The sequence below is a fragment of the Sphingomonas citri genome, from assembly GCF_019429485.1.
In the GTDB taxonomy this organism is placed as follows: domain Bacteria; phylum Pseudomonadota; class Alphaproteobacteria; order Sphingomonadales; family Sphingomonadaceae; genus Sphingomonas; species Sphingomonas citri.
The window spans coordinates 57,883-76,128 of the sequence record NZ_JAHXZN010000004.1 but is presented as its reverse complement, the minus strand read 5'-3'; the positions used below and the strand labels follow the sequence as shown (position 1 = coordinate 76,128).

Here is an 18,246-nt window from a genome sequence, read left to right as displayed (position 1 = left end):
CCGCGGAACCGCCCCACCCCAACCCTCCCCTGTAGGGGAGGGAGCGAGCGCCCTTGCCTCAGCGCACCACGCGCGGCAGGATCGAGTCGAGCAGCAGGATCCCCGCCTCGGTCACGCGCAGCCGCTCGTCGTCGCGCGCGATCAGCCCCGGGAGCCCGGCGATCGCGTCGGCGTCGACGATCGCCTCGATCGCCAGCCCGGTCATCCGCGCCACCCGCGCCAGGTCGACCCCCTCGGCGAGCCGCAGCCCCATCAGCAGCGCCTCGCGGGCGCGCGCCTCGGCGGCGAGCGGCTCCTCGGTGACGAGGCCGTGGCCGTTGCGAGCGACCGCGCCGAGCCAGTTCTCGGGCTTGCGATGGCGCTGCGTCGCGCTCGCCTGGCGTCGCCCGTGCGCGCCGGGGCCGACGCCCGCATAGTCGCGGTATCGCCAGTAAGCGAGGTTGTGGCGACTCTCCGCGCCGGGCCGGGCGTGGTTCGACACTTCATAGGCGGGCAGCCCGGCGGCGGCGGTGATCGCGCGCGTCGCCTCGAACAGGTCGGCGGCGGCGTCGCCGTCGGGGATGGTCAGCCGCCCCGCCGCCGCCTCGGTGTGGAAGCGCGTGCCGGGCTCGATCGTGAGCTGGTAGAGCGACAGATGCTCAGTGCCGAAGTCCAGCGCCTGGCGAAGCTCGCGCTCCCAGGCGGCGAGCGACTGGTCGGGGCGCGCGTAGATCAGGTCGGTGCTCACCCGCACGAAGTGGCGCTGCGCGACGTCGAGCGCGCCCATCGCCTCGGCGACGTCGTGCGCCCGGCCGAGGAAGCGCAGCGCGGCGTCGTCGAGCGCCTGCAGCCCGAGCGACACTCGGTTCACGCCGGCGGCGGCGAGATCGGCGAAGCGCGCCGCCTCGACCGAGGAGGGATTCGCCTCCAGCGTCACCTCTAGGTCGGGCAGCGGCGCCCAGGCGGCGGTGGCGGCGTCGATCACCGCGGCGACCGTCGCGGGCGGCATCAGCGAGGGCGTCCCGCCGCCGAAGAAGATCGAGCCGAGCCGCCGCCCCGGCAGCGCCGCCGCCTCATGCGCAAGGTCGGCGAGCAGCGCGTCGCGCCACGCCGCCTGATCCACCGCGGCGCGGACGTGGCTGTTGAAGTCGCAATAGGGGCATTTCGAGACGCAGAACGGCCAGTGGACGTAGAGCGCCAGCGCGGAGTCGGTCATGGCGCCGGCGCTATGCCCTGCCGCGCCGCGCTTGGCCATGGCGCGCGACGCGGCCTGCCCTCACCGCGTCGCGCCGATCGTGTCGAGCGCGTCCAGCGCCGCCGCGTCGAGCACGACCGCCGCCGCGGCGAGGTTCTCGCGCAGATGCGCCACCGACGAGGTGCCCGGGATCAGCAGGATGTTGGGCGAGCGGTGGAGTAGCCACGCCAGCGCCACCTGCATCGGCGTCGCGCCCAGGCGCGCCGCGACCGCGTCGAGCGCGCCCGACTGGAGCGGGCTGAAGCCCCCGAGCGGGAAGAAGGGAACATAGGCAATGCCGTCGGCGGCCAGCCGGTCGATCAGCGGATCGTCCTCGCGGTGCGCGAGATTGTACATGTTCTGCACGCACACCAGCGGCGCGATCGCGCGCGCCTCGTCGACCTGCGCGGCGGTGGCGTTGCTGATCCCGAGGTGGCGGATCAGCCCTTCCTCGCGCATCGCCGCCAGCGCGCCATAGCCCTCGGCGATCGAGCCCTCGCTGCGACCGTGGCTGCCGTCGTGGACGCGGAAGTTGACCACCGCGAGCTGGTCCAGCCCGAGGTTGCGCAGGTTGTCGTGGACCGCGGCGCGAAGCGCGGCGGGGGACTGTGCCGGGTCCCACGAGCCCTCCGGCCCGCGCACCGCGCCCACCTTGGTGACGATCGTCAGATCCTCGGGATAGGGCGCCAGCGCCTCGCGGATCAGCTGGTTGGTGACGTGCGGCCCGTAGAAGTCGCTCGTGTCGATATGGTCGACCCCGGCCGCGACCGCGGCGCGCAGCACCGCCAGTGCGGCGTCGCGGTCGCGCGGCGGGCCGAACACGCCGGGGCCGGCGAGCTGCATCGCGCCATAGCCGAGCCGGCGCACGTCGCGGTCGCCGAGCCTGTAGGTCATTGTCGAGTCCATGCTGCGTCTCCTCGTTCGTCGACCCGCAGATAAGCGCTTGCGATTGTGCCGATTAGCCGGGAAGATCGAGACGACCCGTGCGGGAAGCCGAACGATGGACGCCGATCTCTCCGACCTCGAGACCTTCGTCGCGGTGGCGCGCGCGCGCGGCTTCCGCGACGCCGCGCGCGCGACCGGGCGCAGCGCCTCGACGCTGAGCGAGGCGCTGCGCCGGCTGGAGGCGCGCCTCGGGCTGCGGCTGCTCCACCGCACCACGCGCAGCGTCGCGCCGACCGAGGCGGGGGCGCGACTGCTCGAGCGGCTCGCCCCCGCGCTCGACTCGGTCGCCGCGGCGCTCGGCTCGCTCGACGAGCTGCGCGAGCGGCCCACCGGCCTGCTGCGGCTCAACGTGCCGGTGAGCGCGGCCAAGCTAGTGCTGCCATCGATCCTTCCCGGCTTCCTCGCCGCCTTCCCCGACATCCGAGTCGAGATCGACGCCGAGGACTCGTTCGTCGACATCCTCGCCTCGGGTGCCGACGCCGGGATCCGCTACGACGAGCGGCTCGAGCAGGACATGATCGCGGTGCCGATCGGGCCGCGCGTGCAACGCTTCGCCGCCGCCGCCGCGCCCGCCTATCTCGACCGCCGCGGCCGCCCCGCGCACCCGCGCGCGCTGCTCGACCATGACGGCCTGGTCGGCCGCTTCTCCAGCGGCGCGCTGGCGAGCCCGTGGGAGTTCGAGCGCGACGGCGAGGCGGTGCGGATCGAACCGCGCGCGCGGCTGATCGCGCGGGTCGCGGGCGCCGCCGACCTGCTCGTCGACGCCGCGGTCGGTGGCGGCGGCATCGTCTATCTCTTCGAGGAGTGGCTCGCCCCCGCCCTCGCCGCCGGCTTGCTCGAGCCGGTGCTGCCCGAGTGGTGGCCGAGCTTTCCCGGACCCTTCCTCTATTATTCCAGCCGCCGCCTCGTCCCGCCGCCGCTGCGCGCCTTCATCGACCATGTCCGCACGCTCGGCTGAGGTGGATGCTTCGCAATCCCTTCTCGATCGACGCGGGCGCGGCGGCCGACGCTTGCGGGCAGCGGCACGTTTTATCACGGAGCACGAATGACCCAGAGCGAGCCGCTCGCGCGCGCGATCGCGCGCCACCTGCCGGCGGACGGCACCGTGGCGACTGCCATCCCCGGCGTCACGTTGATCCGCGCCTCGACACCGACGCTGCCGATGCCGGTGGTGTACGAGCCGACCGTCTGCTTCGTCGCGCAGGGGCGCAAGCGCGCGCTGCTCGGCACCGCGGTCTACGACTACGAACCGGCGCACCATCTGATCGCTTCGGTCGGCCTGCCCGTGGTCGGCGCGGTGACCGCGGCATCGCGGGAGGCGCCTTACCTCAGCCTCCAGCTCGACCTCGACCCGCGCGAGCTGGCGGAGCTGGCGCTCGACCACCCGGCCCCCGCGCGCGGCGACGCCGCCGCGCCGCCGGGGCTGACGCTCGGCACCACCGCGCCCGCGCTGCTCGACGCCGCGACCCGGCTGGTCGCGCTGCTCGACACGCCCGCCGACGCGGCCGCGCTGGCGCCGCTGATACGGCGCGAGATCCACTATCGCCTGCTCGCCGCGCCCGAGGGGGCGGCGCTGCGCCAGCTCGCGCGCGCCGACACGCGGCTGAGCCAGATCGGCCGCGCCGTCAGATGGATCCGCGACCATTACCGCGAGCGCTGCCCGGTCGACGAGGCGGCCGCGGTGGCGACGCTCAGCCGCTCGGCCTTCCACCACCATTTCAAGGCGGTGACCGGGCTGAGCCCGCTCGCCTTCCGCACCCGGCTGCGCTTGCAGGAGGCGCGGCGGCTGATGCTGAGCGAGGCGATCGAGGCGGCGAGCGCGGGCTATCGCGTCGGCTACGAGAGCCCGTCGCAGTTCAGCCGCGACTATGCGCGGCTGTTCGGCGCGCCCCCCGCCGCCGACGCCGGGCGGCTGCGCGCTGCGGCGGCGGGGTGAGCGCGCCGGCGCGGCTCAGCGCCGCGTCGCCACCGGGTGCGTGCCGAAGATCAGCTGCTGCGCCATCGGCCGCCCGATGAAGCGTTCGGGAAAGATCGGCGCGGGCCGGCTCGCCGCGTCGAGACGCGCGAGCTGGTCGTCGTCGAGCACCACCGTCAGCGCGCCGAGATTGTCCTCGGCCTGCGCCAGCGTGCGCGCGCCCATCACCGGCGCGGTCACCGCGGGGTGGCGCAGCGTCCAGGCGAGTGCGACCTGCGAGCGCGACGCCCCGGTCTCCGCCGCCACCGCGCCGACCACCTCGGCGATCGCGAGCGAGCGTTCGTTGAGGTGACCGGTCGAGGCGATCACGCCCTTGCGTGTCGCGGCGACGTCGGCGCCATTCTCGTCGGAAAGGTCGGCGCGCGTGTACTTGCCGGTGAGGATGCCGCCGCCCAGCGGCGACCAGGGCAGCACGCCGAGCCCCAGCGACTCCGCCATCGGCATCAGCTCGTGCTCGACGGTGCGCTCGACCAGGCTGTACTCGATCTGCAGCGCCACCAGCGGAGACCAGCCGCGCAGGTCGGCGATCGTCTGCAGCTGCGCGACGCGCCACGCCGGCGTGTTGCACAGGCCGACATAGACCAGCTTGCCCGCGCGGACGAGATCGTCGAGCGCGCGCAGCACCTCGTCGGCTCCGGTGGTAAAGTCCCAGGCGTGGAGGTAGAGCAGGTCGATCCGGTCGGTATCGAGCTGGCGCAGGCTGGCCTCGACCGAGCGCACCAGGTTGAGCCGGTGGTTGCCGCCCGAGTTCGGGTTCGCCGGGTCGCGCGCCATGGTGAACTTGGTGGCGAGCACCGCGCGCTCGCGCCGGCCGCGCAGGAAGCGGCCGAGCAGCCGCTCCGACTCGCCGTTGGTATAGTTCACCGCGGTGTCGATCAGATTGCCGCCGCGGTCGAGGTAGAGGTCGAGGATGCGGCGCGCCTCCGCCTCCTCGGCGCCCCAGCCCCAGTCGGCGGCGAAGGTCATGGTGCCGAGCGCGAGCGGCGCGACGCGCAGGCCGGAGCGGCCGAGCAGGCGATAGTCGGTGAGCGCGGTGGGGGGTGTCATGGATCGTGCCTCCGGTTCGGTTTCGTACCCGAGATGGCGTGGCCGGCACGGCGACGGTAACCGCTTCGTCCGCGAGGCTTGCCCGATCGTCCGCGGGGCGCGGCTGTTCGAATTTCTCGAACGGATAGCGCGACCTTATCGCGCTCCCCCGACTCGGTTCGCTGGCGTAACTCTCTGATCGCCGGACGCCTTCCGGCGTCAGTCACGAGACAGGGAGCGAGCCATGCCGACGATCACCACGCAGGACGGGACCGAGATCTTCTTCAAGGACTGGGGCGCCAAGGACGCGCAGCCGATCATGTTCCACCACGGCTGGCCGCTGTCGTCGGACGACTGGGACAATCAGATGCTGTTCTTCCTGGCGCAGGGCTATCGCGTGATCGCGCACGACCGCCGCGGCCACGGCCGCTCGGCGCAGGTCGATCACGGCCATGACATGGCCACCTATGCCGCCGACGCCGCGGCGGTGGCCGAGCACCTCGACCTGCGCAACGCGATCCACATCGGCCACTCGACCGGGGGCGGCGAGGTCGCGGCCTATGTCGCGCGCCACGGCCTGCCCGCGGGGCGCGTTGCCAAGGCGGTGCTGGTCAGCGCGGTGCCGCCGATCATGGTCAAGACCGAGCGCTACCCCGGCGGGCTGCCGATCGACGTGTTCGACGGGCTGCGCGCCGCGCTCGCCGCCGACCGCGCCTCCTTCTACCGCGACCTGCCCGCCGGCCCGTTCTACGGCTTCAACCGCGACGGCGCCGAGGTGAAGCCCGCGGTGGTCGACAATTGGTGGCGCCAGGGAATGATGGGCAGCGCCCAGGCGCATTACGAGGGTATCAAGGCCTTCTCCGAGACCGACCAGACCGACGACCTGCGCGCGATCACGGTGCCGACGCTGGTGCTGCACGGCGACGATGACCAGATCGTGCCCTATCAGAACGCCGGTGTGCTCTCGGCCGACTTGCTGCCCGACGCGACGCTTAAGATCTATCCCGGCTATTCGCACGGCATGCTGACCGTGAACCACGAGGTGCTCAACGCCGACCTGCTCGCGTTCGTGCGGGGATGATCGCTCCCGGTACGCTCCTCTCGAGGGGCGTACCGGCGAGACGCGCCGGCGGGATCATCCGGACCGCCGGCGCCCTCGCGCCAACAGGTCGGCGAGGCGTGACCGTGCGGCCTGACACCGTCGCGGCGCCGTCACCCAAATCGCTATACCGGGTCGGTCCGCCCCACAGCGCAGGAGACCGACCGTGCCGATCTCGTCCTACCGCCCCCGCCTACGCGACCTGCGCCCGCTCGTGCCCGCCGCCGTCGCCGCGCCGACGCTCGCCCCCGCGCTGGTGCGCACCACCCCCGCGAGCGACTTCGCCGGCCGCGCCGGCTACGACCCCGCGCACCTCCCCGACTTCGCGGTGGCGCTGCCCTCCACCGCCGGCGTGCGCAGCGACGTGCGCGCGGTGCCCGGGCGTGACGACGGCCGACTCGACTACGCGCACTTCTCGCTCGTCCTCTCCGCCAGCCGACGCCTCGCGCTGTTCACCGCCGCCAACCTCGACGGCGCGCAGAGCGTGTCGGTGCCGCGCGGCGGCGACCCCTGGGCGCTCGACGGGCGCCTTCCCGCCGACGCGCAGGTCGGCGAGGAATTGTACGCCGGCAACGACTTCGATCGCGGCCACCTGGTACGGCGCGAGGACCCCAATTGGGGCGCCGACGCCGCCACCGCCAACCGCGACACCTTCCACTTCACCAACTGCGCGCCGCAGCTCTCCGCCTACAACCAGCAGACCTGGCTCGGGCTCGAGGACCTGGTGCTGGGCAACACGCGGCGCCAGCGCGAGCGCGCCAGCGTGTTCACCGGCCCGGTGTTCCGCGCCGACGACCCGGTCTATCGCGGCATCGCCATCCCGCTGGCCTATTGGAAGGTGATCGCCTTCGTCCACGACGACGGCACGCCGTCCGCGACCGCTTACATGATCGATCATGACGTCGATCTCGGCCGGGTCGAGCTGATCTTCGGACCGTACAAGACCTACCAGCGCTCGGTCGCCGCGGTGGAGCGCGCCACCGGGCTCGACTTCGGCGCGCTCGCGCTGCGCGACGGCTTCTCCAACGAGGAAGCCGCCACCGGCGCGCGGATCGAGCGCGTGATCCGGGTCGCCGCCGACGTGCTGGTGTGACGCCCCGCGCGACCCCGTGGCCGCGGCCGCGCCTATAATGAGCGCTGATGCCACGAGGGACGGGGTGATGACGATGGGGGACGTAGCGCGGCTGGCGGAACGGTTCGCGGCGGCGCAGCGGGGCGAGCCGCTCGATTACTCGGTCGACAGCCTGGCGGTCGTCGATCGCCTGCTCGACGTGCGGCGGCAGGCGAAGGGCAAGGCGGCGAGCGTCGCCGCCGAGGCCGGTTGCTATGTCGGCGAGGTGATCCGCCGCCAGCTCGGCGGCCGCTGGCGCGACACGCCCGCGGCGCCGGCCAAGCGCGGCTTCCTCGGCCTGTTCGGCAGCGGCCGCCCGGCCTTCGCGCCGGTGCTCGATCTCGGCGTCATCACCGTCTCACCGGTGGAGAAGGTCCGCGCGCGGCTGCTTGACCCGGGCGAGGACGCGATCGAGATCTATTACGAGGCGGTGGAGCGCACCATCATCCCGCGCGTGGAGGATCGGGCCTAGGACGGGTGGGGGCTGGCCACTCCGCTCGCGCGCTGAGGAAAGGCTGGGCCTGGCGTAACCTCGGCTCGAAGCACGCGATCCGGGCCCGCGTGCTTCGAGACGGCACTCCGACGAGCTCAGTGCCTCCTCAGCACGAACGGAGGTGGAAAGACGCACCTGACCGTTCGCGCTGAGGAGAGGCTGAGCCTGTCGAAGCCTCGTCTCGAAGCGTCACCGCGCCGCCACCTCAGCCGAACGGCCGCTCCAGCGACTCCTGCGGCGGCGTGAACCACGCCGCGCCGTCGGCGGTGACGCGGAAATGGTCCTCCAGCCGCACGCCGTAGCGCTCGGGCACCACGATCATCGGTTCGTTGGAGAAGCACATGCCTGGCTCCAGCGGCGTGCGGTCGCCGCGCACGAGATAGGCGGGCTCGTGGATCGACAGGCCGATGCCGTGCCCGGTACGGTGCGGCAGCCCCGGCAGCCGATAGCCCGGCCCGAGCCCGGCACGCTCCAGCACCGCGCGCGCGGCGGCGTCCACCGCCTCGCACGTCACCCCCGGTCGCACCGCCGCGAAAGCCGCGGCCTGCGCCGCGCGCTCCACCGCGAAGGTCTCGTGCACCTCGGGCGCGACTCGGCCGAAGGCGTAGGTGCGCGTGATGTCCGAATGGTAGCCGTGGATGCGGCAGCCGGTATCGACCAGGACCAGCTGGTTCTCCTCGAGCAGCTGGTCGCCCGGCAGGCCGTGCGGATAGGCCGTCGCCGCGCCGAACTGCACCGCGCAGAAGAAGGAGCCACCGCCGCCGATCGCCTGGTGCGCCGAGTCGATGAAGCGCTTTACCGCGCTCGCCGCGATGCCGGGGCGCAGGATCGCGGCGGCGCGGCGCTGTACCTCCAGCGTCATCGCCTTGGCGGCGGCGAGGCAGGCGAGCTCGGCGGCGGACTTGACCATGCGGCAGCGATCGATCGCCGCCGCGCCGTCGCTCACCGCCAGCCCGGCGCCGCGCAGCTTCTCGCCCCAGCCGAACGGCAGCAGCGGGTCGAGCCCGAGCCGCGCGCCTGGCGCGAGCGCGCGCGCCACCAGCGCGATCGGATCCTCGTCCTCTTCCCACAGCGCCGTCTCGGCCGGGATCGCCAGCTCGGCGGCGAGCGAGCCCTGCTCGAACGCGGGACAGATCATCAGCGGGTCGCCGCTGACCGGCAGCAGCAGCGCCACCATCCGCTCGCTCGCGCCCCAGCTCACCCCGCTGAAGTAGCGCAGGCTCGCGCCCGCACCGATCAGCAGCGCGTCGAGCCCGAGCGCCCCCGCCAGCGCGCGCGCGCGCTCCAGCCGGGCGAGATGCTCGGCCGCGGCGATCGGCGGTACCGCCGGGGCGGGGCGGATCGCGGCGAGCTCGGTGGCGGGATCGGAGATGCCGATGGTCATGCGAGCGTCCCGAAGCGGCGGAGGTCGTAGGGCGCGAGGTCGATCGCCGGCGCCGCGCCCGCGATCGTGTCGGCCAGCAGCTCGGCGGTGACCGGCGCGAGCGTCAGCCCGAGATGCTGGTGACCGAAGGAATAATACAGGTTGGCGGCACGGGTCGAGCGGCCGATCGCGGGAAGATAATCTGGCAAGGTCGGGCGTGCGCCCATCCAGCGCTCGAACGGCGCGGCGAGCGGCAGGCCGAGCGCGGCGGCATGCGCCTCGAGCCGCTGCCACTTGCGCGGGTCGGGCGGCGCGTCGGCACGCCCGAACTCGACGAAACCGGCGAGCTGGACTCGATCGGCGTAGCGCGTGGCGATGATCGAGCGGTCCTCGAAGACGAGCGGCGGCAGGTCCGCGGGCCAGCCGTGCGCGGCGGCGCGGACGTGATAGCCGCGCTCGGCGATCAGGGGCGCGCGCTCGCCCGCCGCCGCCATCAGCGCGCGCGACCCGACCCCCGCCGCGACGACCACGTGATCGGCCGGATGGCCCGGCACCGCGACCCGGTCGCCGGTACGCTCGAGCGTCGCCGTGCCGGTCGCGCGCATCACGCCGACGGCGTCGAGCGCGGCGTCGAGCGCGGCGGCGAGCCGGTCGAGGTCGCTCACCTGCGCGCTGCCGACGAAGCGGATGGCGTCCGCCACGCCCGGCGCGAGTGCACGCACGCGCGCCAGCGTCGCGGCGTCGAGCGCGTGGACCGTCGCGGTGCCGGTATCCGCCGCCTGCCAGCTCGCGCGGCCGCGCGCGGCGCTGGCGTCGCTCTCCCAGGCGACCAGATGACCGTCCGCGCGCACCAGCGCCGCGTCGCCCAGTGCGCCGGCGAGCCGCTGCCACGCCGGCAGCGCCTCGGCGAGCAGCTGGCCCAGTGCGGTGCGCCCGCGGCGGAACTGCGCCGGCCGTGACGCCCAGGCCAGCCGCAGCGCGAAGGGCAGCCAGTCGCGCGCCTGCGCGGGCGGCAGGCCGAGCGGCCCGCCGCGCCAGAACAACCGCCGCGGGACGCCGCGCAGCGTGGCGGGTGAGGCGAGCGGCTCGACCTGTTCGGTGGCGATGTGGCCGGCGTTGCCCCAGGATGCGGCGGGCGCGACGGCGCGCTGATCCAGCAGCGTCACCGCCGCGCCGCGCCGCGCCAGCGCGAGCGCCAGCGTGCGCCCGACCACACCGCCGCCGACGATCAGGATGCGCATCACCGGGTCATCCAACCGCTCCAGATCACCCCGCCTATCGTATACGATGAGGTCTCACAAGTGGCTGGATCCACTCGACAGGCCTTGTTGATTGATCGTTAACTACGCATCTGGAATTATACGCAGATCGCGCACGCCCCCCTGCGCCGCTCCGAGGACCATCATGCCCGTCAGCATCGTCGCCCGCACCCTTTCCGATCGCGTGTTCGAGATCGTGCGCGAGCGCATCGTCACCGGTGAGCTGCGCGGCAACATGCCGATCCGCCAGGACGCGCTCGCCAGCGAGCTGGGTGTCAGCAAGATCCCGTTGCGCGAGGCCTTGGCGCGGCTCGAGCAGGAGGGGCTGCTGACGAGCCAGGCCAATCGCGGCTATTCGGTGCAGCCGATGTCGGCGGCGCAGGCCGACGAGATCTTCGCGCTGCGGCTCTCGATCGAGCCCGCCGCGTCGGCGAGTGCGGCGCTGGCGGCGGACGAGGCCGGGCGGCAGGGCGCGCTGGCGGCGTACCACGCGCTCGACGAGGCGGCCTCGAGCAACCTCGCCGAGGTGGCGGTGCGCAACCGCGTCTTCCACATCGCGCTGGTGCGCCCCGCCGGGCGGCGGCTGACCACCTCGCTGGTCGAGCGGCTCGGCATCCTGGCGGAGCGCTACACCGTCGCGCATCTCGCCCCCGCGGGTCGGGACGCGCGCGCTCACGTCGAGCATCAGGGACTGATCGATAGCTGGATGGCGCGCGACGCCGCAGCGCACGAGCGACTGCTCCACGACCATATCGCGGGTACGCTCGCCGACCTGCGTGCGCAGTTCGCGGCGGGTGCGGTCGCCGCTTAGCGGGTTCACACGCAGCGCAGGCTCGCCAGCGTCGCGCGCACCGCCTCCACCAGCGGCGTACGCGGTTCCCGGCCTAGCGTCGCCACCAGCCGCGCGTTGTCGAGCCGCAGCGGGTGCTGCCACAGATAGCGCATCTCCATCAGCTCGCGCGGCGTCTCCGCCACCAGCGCGGCGAGGCGCAGCTGCCACCACGGCAGCCGGCGGATCGGCACCGCGGGATCGCCGAGCACGCGCACGATCGCCTCGACCATCTCTCGCCCATCGGCGTCCCATTGGCCGTCGAGATGGTAGCGCGCGAAGGCGGGCAGGTCGTCGCGTTCGAGCAGCCGCGCGATCGTCTCCGCCACGTCGGGCAGATAGGCCCAGGCATGGCCGACCCCGCGCCGCCCGGGCTGGCGCACCACGCGCGGGCGCGCGCCGGGGGTTACCAGCCCCTGCGCGAACCAGTTGTTCGCCGCACCCGGCCCGAAGAAGTCGCCCGCGCGCACGATCAGCACGGGCGCCGCCCCGCTCGCCGCCAGCGCCTCGAGGCGTCGCTCGAGCTCGACGCGGATCGCGCCCTTGCGCGTGACCGGCCGCTGCGGCGCGTCCTCCGCGACAAGCGGGAAGGCGTCGGGCCCGTAATTGTAGACCGTGCCGGGCAGCACCACGCGCGCGCCGGTCGCACGCGCCGCGGCGATCGTGCTGTCGAGCATCGGCAGCACCTGACCGGCCCAGTCGCGATAGCCCGGCGGGTTGACCGCGTGGACGATCGCCGACGCGCCGACCGCGGCCGCGGCGACCGCTGCGGCGTCGCGCGCGTCGCCGCGGACCGGCTCGCAGCGTGGGTCCAGCCGGCTCGCGTCGCCGCGCACCAGCGCGCGGACGCGCCAGCCGTCGTCGAGCAGCCGCCGCGCGGTGGCGCCGCCGATGCCGCCGGTGGCGCCGAGGATCAGGGCCAGTCGCTCGCTCATCACATCTCTCCTCGTTGGTGATGTGCCGAGGATGGCGATCGTCAGGCTCGTCGAAAATTGCCGATTACCGGCGGTCTGCTATACGCGAATGGATGAACGAGGAGCCGAGCTGGGACGTCTATCGAAGCTTCGCCGCGGTGCTGCGCGAGCGCTCGCTGTCGGCCGCGGCGCGCGCGCTAGGGCTGACGCAGCCGAGCGTCGCGCGCCACGTCGCCGCGCTGGAGCAGGCAGTGGGCAGCGCGCTCTTCGTGCGCTCGCCGCGCGGCCTGTCGCCGACCGATCGCGCGCTGGCGCTGCGCCCGCACGCCGAGGCGCTGGTCGCCGCCGCGACCGCGCTGCGCCGCGCCGGGAGCGGCTCGCCCGACATGCCCGAGGGCGTGGTGCGGGTCAGCGCGAGCCAGGCGGTGGGCGTGTGGCACCTGCCGCCGATCCTCGCCGCGCTGCGCCGCGCGCACCCGCGGCTCGCGATCGAGCTGGCGTTGAGCGACTCGGTCGACGATCTGCTACAGCGCCAGGCCGACGTCGCGGTGCGGATGGTCGAGCCCGCGCAGCAGGCGCTGGTAGCGCGCCGTGTCGGCGCGGTGCGGCTCGGCTTCCACGCGCACCGCGACTATCTCGCGCGCCGCGGCACGCCCGCCGCCGCCGCGGACCTGCGCGACCATGATCTGATCGGTCCCGACACCGAGACCGCCTTTACCCGCGCGGCGGCGGCGCGCTGGCTGCCCGGGCTCGACCGCGCCGCCTTCGGGCTACGCACCGACAGCGATGCGGCGCACGTCGCGGCGATCGCGGCGGGGTTCGGGATCGGCATCTGCCAGACCGCGGTGGCGCGCCGCGATCCGGCGCTGGTGCGCGTGCTGCCCGAGGCGCTCGACGTCGCGTTGCCGCTCTGGATCGTGATGCACGAGGACCTGCGCGGCGGGGCGCGCTACCGCACCGTGTTCGACGCGCTGGCGGACGGGCTGGCGCAGGTCGTCGCGGCCGATCGGGTGATCACTGCGCCGGGATGAAGTAGGGCGTGTGATGTTCCCAGCTCTTGAAATCGGTGCAGCCAGTAAGCGTGCCATTCCCCGGATCGTCGGTGTTGAAGTGCGGCAGCGCCTTGCCCCCCGCGGTACGCTGGGTGAGCAGCATCGCGTACCAGGCGGAGCAGGCCTGCGGCGTGACATTGCCGTCGGCGCTGCTGAGGCTGCAGATGGCTGTGATGGCGATGCCGCTGCCGTTCGACACACCCGTGTAGACATAGCCGTTGCCGCCGACGGCGAGATAGGCGTGCGGATCCGCGTCGCAGTAGAAGCTGGCGGCGTGCGCCGACGGTGCGGCGACGTCCAGGACGAGCGCTAGCGCCGCTGCGACGGCGGCAATGGGTCTAGGCCTCACGAATCTGCGTCCGGCGGGATGATGGTGAAGCCGTTGAGCGGCACGACCACCACTCCGGTCGGCCTCGTCACGGCGGCACCGTCGCCGGTGTCGTCACCGGCGCGGTTCGCACCCGTCACCGTGTAGCTGGTGCGGTTGCCGGCGGGATCATATTGGATCTTGGTCGTCACGGTGGCGCCGTCGGTGGTGACGTCGCTCTGCACCAGCCGCCCGAGCGCGTCGTAGGTGTAGGTGGTCGCATTCGGCGGCGGGGAGACAGGCGATGCCGGGACACTCGCCGGACTCTCCACCGGATCTCGCTTCTTCTTGTGGTGGCCGAACAATCCAAAGGCGCCAGATCCAGAAACCGAGGCATTTTTGCTCGTGTCTGGCGTGGACTGCTGGGCCTTCGTGGGCGTCGCCGCGATCGCGGTCAGCAAGAAGAACGTTAGTCGCATCTGATCTCCCGGGCGCTGTCCCTTGCTTCCTTTGTAGAGGCGTCACCGGGTCGCGGCGGCTCTGCCACGCGCGACTGACCCACGACGCGGATGCATGGCCGCGCTTCAACGCCGGTCCGCAAATTCGCCTTGTCGAACACCGCGCCCGGCGAGCGATTCGCTATGACGTGGTGGACCAGATCGGGGGACCGTATCGTGATTGACTTAGTCCGTTCGTTCCGCGGCGGCGGCGCCCGCGTCGGGAGCGCCTTATGCGCCCTCGCACTCACGGCCCTGGCGGCGAGCCCCGCCGCGGCGGACAACAGCTACAACGCCAACATTTACGGGCATCTCACCACGGTGCTCACCTACACCGGCGACACGACCATCCTGTTCTCGTTCGACAAGATGCCGACCGTACCGAACTGCGCGGGCGTCTATTTCGTCATTCCCGCCGACGAGGGGCTCGCGCGCCAGCAGGAACTCAGCCGCCTGCTGACCGCCTATACGACGCACGAGTTCATCAACATCGGCTACCACGGCCAGACCTGCGGCCCCGGCGGCTACATCCTGGTCTACCGCGTCGGCTGAGAACCCGGCCGCGCGCCCTTTCCCTCGCCCCCTCAGCGGAGTAGGAGCGGCCGGCGATGACCACCGCCGCTCCTCTCCTGCCGCCGGCCGACTGGCGCGACTTCCTCGCGCTGACCAAGCCGCGCGTGATGACGCTCGTCGTGTTCACCGGCCTGTGCGGGATGCTCGCGGCGCCGGTCGCGGTCGATCCGGTGCTGGGCTTCACCGCGATCCTGTGCATCGCGCTCGGCGCGGGCGCGGCGGGGGCGCTCAACCAATGGTACGAGGCCGACCTCGACGCGGTGATGAAGCGCACCGCGGCGCGTCCGCTGCCGGCGGGCCGGATGGAGCGCCAGTCGGCCTTGCACTTCGGCGTCGGGCTCGGCGCCTTCTCGGTGATCCTGATGGGGCTGGCGGTGAACCTTGCCGCCGCGGCGATCCTGGCGGTCTCGATCCTGTTCTACGTGCTGATCTACACCGTGTGGCTGAAGCGCCGCACGCCGCAGAACATCGTGATCGGCGGCGCCGCCGGCGCCTTCCCGCCGCTGATCGGCTGGGCCGCGGCGACGGGCGAGGTGGCGCTGCTGCCGCTGCTGCTGTTCGCGCTCGTCTTCCTGTGGACGCCGCCGCATTTCTGGGCGCTCGCGCTGTTCGTGAAGACCGACTACGCCAACGCCGGCGTGCCGATGCTCCCGGTGGTGGCGGGCGAGCGCGTGACGCGGCGCCAGATCGGGCTGTACACGATCCCGATGGCGCTGGTGGCGGTGGCGCCCTGGCCGCTCGGGCTCGCGGGACCGAGCTACGGCGTGGTGGCGACCGCGATGACCGCGGTGTTCGCGCTGCTCGCCGCGCTGGTCGCCGCCGGTCGGACCAGCGCGGGCAAGCCGATGCGCCACGAGAAGCAGCTGTTCGGCTTCTCGATCCTGTATCTGTTCGTCGTGTTCGGAGCGCTCGTGGTGGATCGGTGGGTGGCATGACGCCGGAGGAACAGGACCTCGTCCAGAAGCGGCAGAAGGCGCGCGCGATCGTGGTGGCGCTGCTGCTCGCCGCCTTCGTGGTGCTGATCTTCTTCATCACCATCGCCAAGATCCACCAGGGCATGGGGCATTGAGCATGCCTCGCTCGTTCCTGGGGCTCTCGCGCACCGGCCGCACCGCGCTGCTGGCGGTGCTGGGCATCTGCTTCATGACCGGGCTCGCCTTTGCCAGCGTGCCGCTCTACCGATTGTTCTGCCAGGCCACCGGGCTCAACGGCACGACGGGCCGCGCCGAGCGTGCGCCGGGCGGGGTGCACCGCTCGATCACGATCGCCTTCGACGCCAACACCAGCCCCAAGCTGCCGTGGCGCTTCCAGCCCGAGCGCGAGCAGGAGGTGGTGGAGATCGGCGCGCGCGACATGGCCTTCTTCGCCGCCACCAGCCGCGCCGCGCAGGAGACCACGGGCACCGCGACCTACAACGTCACGCCCGCGATCGCGGGCAAATATTTCACCAAGATCCAGTGCTTCTGCTTCACCCAGCAGACGCTGAAGGCGGGCGAGTCGCAGCGCATGCCGGTGATCTTCTACGTCGATCCCGCGATCCTCACCGATCCGGATACCAAGGACGTGCAGACGATCACGCTCTCCTACACATTTTACCCGGTGGATTCCGCCGGACGAGCCGGCTAGACGAGAGCCGATAAGCGTAACGGGGAGAGCCGCGCATGGCGGGTGCCAAGAACCACGAGTACCACATCCTGCCGCCCAGCCCCTGGCCGCTGCTCAGCTCGATGGCGGCGCTGGTGCTGGCGACCGGTGGCATCATGTACATGCATTCCGCGACGGCGGGCGGCTGGGTCTTCCTGATCGGCCTCGCCGCGGTGCTGTTCTGCATGTACGGCTGGTGGCACCAGGTGATCCGCGAAGCGCATGCGGGCGACCACACGCCGGTGGTGCAGCTCCACTTCCGCTACGGCATGATCCTGTTCATCGCCTCCGAGGTGATGTTCTTCGTCGGCTGGTTCTGGGCCTTCTTCGACTTCTCCTTGTTCCCGACCGCGATGTCCTTCGTCGACGGCCAGGTGGAGCGCGCCACCGAGGGCGCCGCGGCGATCGCGGCGCAATGGCCGCCGAAGGGGCTCGAGGTGATCAACCCCTTCGAGTTCCCGCTGCTCAACACGCTGATCCTGCTGTGCTCGGGCACTACGATCACCTGGGCACACCACGCGCTGATCCACGACCAGCGCGGCGGCGAGAAGCGCGGCTTCTGGGGCCTGCTGGGCGTGGGGGACCGCGACGGCGTGCTCAAGGGGCTGTGGCTGACGGTGGCGCTGGGCGTGCTGTTCAGCAGCATCCAAGCCTATGAGTACATGCACGCGCCCTTCCCGTTCAAGGGCATCAACTACGGCGCCGCCTTCTTCATGGCGACCGGTTTCCACGGCTTCCACGTGCTGGTCGGCACGATCTTCCTGATCGTCAACCTGATCCGCGCGTACAACGGCGCCTTCACGCCGCGCCAGCATTTCGGCTTCGAGGCGGCGGCCTGGTACTGGCATTTCGTCGACGTGGTGTGGCTGTTCCTGTTCGTCACCATCTACGTCTGGGGTGGCTGGGGCGCGCCGGTCCACGCGGGCTGAGGCCTGTGTCGAGCGAGGAGCGGATCGCGCCGCGCCCGCTCGACGTCGGGCTGAAAGGACTGTGCCCGCGCTGCGGCGCGCCGACGCTGTTCGCGGGCCTTCTCCGTTTCGCCGAGCGCTGCGGCGCCTGCGGCCTGCGCCTCGCCGATTTCAACGTCGGTGACGGCCCGGCCGCCTTCCTCACCCTGATCTGGGGAACGATCGTGGTCGCGTTGGCGATCACGCTCGAGCTCTCGTTCGGCCCGCCGTGGTGGGTCCATGTCCTGCTCTGGGTGCCGTTGACGCTCGCCGGCGTGGTCGGCTCGCTGCGGCTGGCGAAGGGCTGGCTGATCGCGGCCGAGTATCGCAACGCCGCGCGCGAGGGGCGGGTAGCGGAATGAGGCGCGTGCCGATCGTGCCGACGCTGCTCGTCGCACTCGCCGCGGCGGCGATGGTGGCGCTGGGGCTGTGGCAGCTGCTCGAGCGCAAGCCGCAGAAGGAGGCGCTGCTGGCGCAGCTCGCCGCCAACCCGACGAAGCCGCCGGTCGCCATCCCGCGCTTCCCCGACGAGGCGTTGCTGTTCCGGCGGGCGAGCGGCTTCTGCCTCCAGCCGGTCGGGTTCGAGCGCGCCGGCGCGGGCGCGGCGGGGTTCCGCGTCATCGCGCTGTGCCGCACCGGCGCCGAGGGGCCGGGGCTGCGTGTCCAGATCGGGACGACGCGTGACGTCAAGGCGACGCCCACATGGCGCGGCGGCGCGGTCAGCGGCTGGATCGCGCACGCGCCCGACTCGCGCCCGCTGATCGCGACGGTGATGGCGCCGCGCGCGCGCGAGCTGATGCTGGTGAGCGATCGCCCCGCGACGGGTCTGGCCGCGAACGCGCCGCCCGATCCCGCGAGCGTGCCCAACAACCACCTCGCCTATGCGGTGCAATGGTTCCTGTTCGCGGGCGTCGCGGTGGTGGTCTACGTCGTCGCGCTGCGGCGGCGGAGGGACGGGCGGACGGACCCTCGGAATCCTCCCGGCTAGCGGAGAGGATC

General features: G+C 72.5%; 22 protein-coding genes. 14 read left to right on the top strand and 8 right to left on the bottom strand.

The genetic code is table 11. The features are described from left to right. Positions 1-58: 58 nt before the first annotated feature. Positions 59-1,195, bottom strand: a complete 1,137-nt coding sequence (gene hemW, locus KZ820_RS12660; RefSeq protein ID WP_219748992.1) for a radical SAM family heme chaperone HemW — start codon at positions 1,193-1,195, stop codon at positions 59-61. 60 nt (positions 1,196-1,255) lie between these two features. After that, positions 1,256-2,119 (bottom strand): oxidoreductase, encoded by an 864-nt coding sequence (locus KZ820_RS12655; protein WP_219748991.1) that lies wholly within the window; start codon positions 2,117-2,119, stop codon positions 1,256-1,258. Positions 2,120-2,213: 94 nt separating this feature from the next. On the opposite strand from KZ820_RS12655, the gene KZ820_RS12650 reads away from it, so the two are divergent. Together KZ820_RS12650 and KZ820_RS12645 are read left to right on the top strand one after the other, a co-directional pair. Next, positions 2,214-3,116 carry a LysR family transcriptional regulator gene (locus tag KZ820_RS12650; RefSeq protein WP_219748990.1) on the top strand — a complete coding sequence of 301 codons (903 nt, stop codon included), beginning with the start codon at positions 2,214-2,216 and terminating at the stop codon, positions 3,114-3,116. An 87-nt stretch (positions 3,117-3,203) separates the two neighbouring features. Further along, positions 3,204-4,094 carry an AraC family transcriptional regulator gene (locus KZ820_RS12645; RefSeq protein ID WP_219748989.1) on the top strand — a complete coding sequence of 297 codons (891 nt, stop codon included), beginning with the start codon at positions 3,204-3,206 and terminating at the stop codon, positions 4,092-4,094. Between the two features lie 15 nt (positions 4,095-4,109). Here the strand turns inward: KZ820_RS12645 and KZ820_RS12640 are convergent, their stop codons facing one another. Continuing rightward, positions 4,110-5,180 carry an aldo/keto reductase gene (locus KZ820_RS12640; protein ID WP_219748988.1) on the bottom strand — a complete coding sequence of 357 codons (1,071 nt, stop codon included), beginning with the start codon at positions 5,178-5,180 and terminating at the stop codon, positions 4,110-4,112. Between the two features lie 223 nt (positions 5,181-5,403). Here KZ820_RS12640 and KZ820_RS12635 point away from each other — a divergent pair, with 223 nt between their 5' ends. From KZ820_RS12635 to KZ820_RS12625, 3 genes are all read left to right on the top strand, one after another. Next, positions 5,404-6,240, top strand: coding sequence for an alpha/beta fold hydrolase (locus KZ820_RS12635; protein ID WP_219748987.1), 837 nt, complete (start codon positions 5,404-5,406; stop codon positions 6,238-6,240). A gap of 184 nt (positions 6,241-6,424) precedes the next feature. Next, positions 6,425-7,351: a DNA/RNA non-specific endonuclease gene (locus KZ820_RS12630; RefSeq protein ID WP_219748986.1), complete on the top strand. Its 927-nt coding sequence runs from the start codon at positions 6,425-6,427 to the stop codon at positions 7,349-7,351. Positions 7,352-7,418: 67 nt separating this feature from the next. After that, a complete protein-coding gene (locus tag KZ820_RS12625; RefSeq protein WP_219748985.1) occupies positions 7,419-7,841 on the top strand; it encodes a DUF6278 family protein in 423 nt (140 codons plus the stop codon). Between the two features lie 226 nt (positions 7,842-8,067). Here KZ820_RS12625 and KZ820_RS12620 read toward each other — a convergent pair whose 3' ends face one another. Next, on the bottom strand, positions 8,068-9,246 hold the full coding sequence (locus KZ820_RS12620; protein ID WP_219748984.1) for a M24 family metallopeptidase: 1,179 nt from the start codon (positions 9,244-9,246) through the stop codon (positions 8,068-8,070). Then, positions 9,243-10,466, bottom strand: a complete 1,224-nt coding sequence (locus KZ820_RS12615; protein ID WP_219749205.1) for an NAD(P)/FAD-dependent oxidoreductase — start codon at positions 10,464-10,466, stop codon at positions 9,243-9,245. Before KZ820_RS12615 ends, KZ820_RS12620 begins: the two co-directional genes overlap by 4 nt. A gap of 163 nt (positions 10,467-10,629) precedes the next feature. Between KZ820_RS12615 and KZ820_RS12610 the strand changes: the two genes are divergently transcribed. Continuing rightward, positions 10,630-11,295, top strand: coding sequence for a GntR family transcriptional regulator (locus tag KZ820_RS12610; RefSeq protein ID WP_219748983.1), 666 nt, complete (start codon positions 10,630-10,632; stop codon positions 11,293-11,295). A 5-nt stretch (positions 11,296-11,300) separates the two neighbouring features. Here the strand turns inward: KZ820_RS12610 and KZ820_RS12605 are convergent, their stop codons facing one another. Beyond that, positions 11,301-12,248: an NAD-dependent epimerase/dehydratase family protein gene (locus tag KZ820_RS12605; RefSeq protein ID WP_219748982.1), complete on the bottom strand. Its 948-nt coding sequence runs from the start codon at positions 12,246-12,248 to the stop codon at positions 11,301-11,303. A 92-nt stretch (positions 12,249-12,340) separates the two neighbouring features. Between KZ820_RS12605 and KZ820_RS12600 the strand changes: the two genes are divergently transcribed. Next, positions 12,341-13,258: a LysR family transcriptional regulator gene (locus tag KZ820_RS12600; protein ID WP_219748981.1), complete on the top strand. Its 918-nt coding sequence runs from the start codon at positions 12,341-12,343 to the stop codon at positions 13,256-13,258. Here KZ820_RS12600 and KZ820_RS12595 read toward each other — a convergent pair. Together KZ820_RS12595 and KZ820_RS12590 are read right to left on the bottom strand one after the other, a co-directional pair. After that, positions 13,242-13,628, bottom strand: coding sequence for a hypothetical protein (locus KZ820_RS12595; RefSeq protein WP_219748980.1), 387 nt, complete (start codon positions 13,626-13,628; stop codon positions 13,242-13,244). The genes KZ820_RS12600 and KZ820_RS12595 overlap by 17 nt on opposite strands. Next, a complete protein-coding gene (locus KZ820_RS12590) occupies positions 13,625-13,918 on the bottom strand; it encodes a hypothetical protein (protein WP_219748979.1) in 294 nt (97 codons plus the stop codon). Before KZ820_RS12590 ends, KZ820_RS12595 begins: the two co-directional genes overlap by 4 nt. A 342-nt stretch (positions 13,919-14,260) precedes the next feature. Here KZ820_RS12590 and KZ820_RS12585 point away from each other — a divergent pair, with 342 nt between their 5' ends. From KZ820_RS12585 to KZ820_RS12555, 7 genes are read left to right on the top strand one after another with little or no spacing between them, the layout of a single operon-like run. Then, positions 14,261-14,635, top strand: a complete 375-nt coding sequence (locus KZ820_RS12585; RefSeq protein WP_219748978.1) for a hypothetical protein — start codon at positions 14,261-14,263, stop codon at positions 14,633-14,635. A 56-nt stretch (positions 14,636-14,691) separates the two neighbouring features. Further along, positions 14,692-15,591 (top strand): heme o synthase, encoded by a 900-nt coding sequence (locus KZ820_RS12580; RefSeq protein ID WP_219748977.1) that lies wholly within the window; start codon positions 14,692-14,694, stop codon positions 15,589-15,591. Next, positions 15,588-15,725: a cytochrome c oxidase system small membrane protein gene (locus KZ820_RS12575; protein WP_219748976.1), complete on the top strand. Its 138-nt coding sequence runs from the start codon at positions 15,588-15,590 to the stop codon at positions 15,723-15,725. Before KZ820_RS12580 ends, KZ820_RS12575 begins: the two co-directional genes overlap by 4 nt. 2 nt (positions 15,726-15,727) lie before the next feature. Then, positions 15,728-16,282: a cytochrome c oxidase assembly protein gene (locus KZ820_RS12570; RefSeq protein ID WP_219748975.1), complete on the top strand. Its 555-nt coding sequence runs from the start codon at positions 15,728-15,730 to the stop codon at positions 16,280-16,282. A gap of 35 nt (positions 16,283-16,317) precedes the next feature. Continuing rightward, the gene (locus tag KZ820_RS12565; protein WP_219748974.1) at positions 16,318-17,229 is read left to right on the top strand and encodes a cytochrome c oxidase subunit 3; all 912 of its coding nucleotides are present in this window, start codon (positions 16,318-16,320) and stop codon (positions 17,227-17,229) included. Between the two features lie 5 nt (positions 17,230-17,234). Then, entirely contained in the window at positions 17,235-17,609 is a 375-nt protein-coding gene (locus KZ820_RS12560; RefSeq protein ID WP_308462214.1) for a DUF983 domain-containing protein, read from the top strand. After that, entirely contained in the window at positions 17,606-18,235 is a 630-nt protein-coding gene (locus KZ820_RS12555; RefSeq protein ID WP_219748973.1) for an SURF1 family cytochrome oxidase biogenesis protein, read from the top strand. Before KZ820_RS12560 ends, KZ820_RS12555 begins: the two co-directional genes overlap by 4 nt. Positions 18,236-18,246 lie beyond the last annotated feature (11 nt).

Bases quoted from the DNA above. Each gene is read 5' to 3' on its own strand.
- KZ820_RS12605 (WP_219748982.1), bottom strand. From the start codon at position 12,248: ATGAGCGAGCGACTGGCCCTGATCCTCGGCGCCACCGGCGGCATCGGC.
- KZ820_RS12555 (WP_219748973.1), top strand. From the start codon at position 17,606: ATGAGGCGCGTGCCGATCGTGCCGACGCTGCTCGTCGCACTCGCCGCG.
- KZ820_RS12635 (WP_219748987.1), top strand. From the start codon at position 5,404: ATGCCGACGATCACCACGCAGGACGGGACCGAGATCTTCTTCAAGGAC.
- KZ820_RS12625 (WP_219748985.1), top strand. From the start codon at position 7,419: ATGACGATGGGGGACGTAGCGCGGCTGGCGGAACGGTTCGCGGCGGCG.
- KZ820_RS12610 (WP_219748983.1), top strand. From the start codon at position 10,630: ATGCCCGTCAGCATCGTCGCCCGCACCCTTTCCGATCGCGTGTTCGAG.
- hemW (WP_219748992.1), bottom strand. From the start codon at position 1,195: ATGACCGACTCCGCGCTGGCGCTCTACGTCCACTGGCCGTTCTGCGTC.
- KZ820_RS12645 (WP_219748989.1), top strand. From the start codon at position 3,204: ATGACCCAGAGCGAGCCGCTCGCGCGCGCGATCGCGCGCCACCTGCCG.
- KZ820_RS12655 (WP_219748991.1), bottom strand. From the start codon at position 2,119: ATGGACTCGACAATGACCTACAGGCTCGGCGACCGCGACGTGCGCCGG.
- KZ820_RS12580 (WP_219748977.1), top strand. From the start codon at position 14,692: ATGACCACCGCCGCTCCTCTCCTGCCGCCGGCCGACTGGCGCGACTTC.
- KZ820_RS12615 (WP_219749205.1), bottom strand. From the start codon at position 10,466: ATGCGCATCCTGATCGTCGGCGGCGGTGTGGTCGGGCGCACGCTGGCG.
- KZ820_RS12620 (WP_219748984.1), bottom strand. From the start codon at position 9,246: ATGACCATCGGCATCTCCGATCCCGCCACCGAGCTCGCCGCGATCCGC.
- KZ820_RS12650 (WP_219748990.1), top strand. From the start codon at position 2,214: ATGGACGCCGATCTCTCCGACCTCGAGACCTTCGTCGCGGTGGCGCGC.
- KZ820_RS12575 (WP_219748976.1), top strand. From the start codon at position 15,588: ATGACGCCGGAGGAACAGGACCTCGTCCAGAAGCGGCAGAAGGCGCGC.
- KZ820_RS12640 (WP_219748988.1), bottom strand. From the start codon at position 5,180: ATGACACCCCCCACCGCGCTCACCGACTATCGCCTGCTCGGCCGCTCC.
- KZ820_RS12570 (WP_219748975.1), top strand. From the start codon at position 15,728: ATGCCTCGCTCGTTCCTGGGGCTCTCGCGCACCGGCCGCACCGCGCTG.
- KZ820_RS12565 (WP_219748974.1), top strand. From the start codon at position 16,318: ATGGCGGGTGCCAAGAACCACGAGTACCACATCCTGCCGCCCAGCCCC.
- KZ820_RS12600 (WP_219748981.1), top strand. From the start codon at position 12,341: ATGAACGAGGAGCCGAGCTGGGACGTCTATCGAAGCTTCGCCGCGGTG.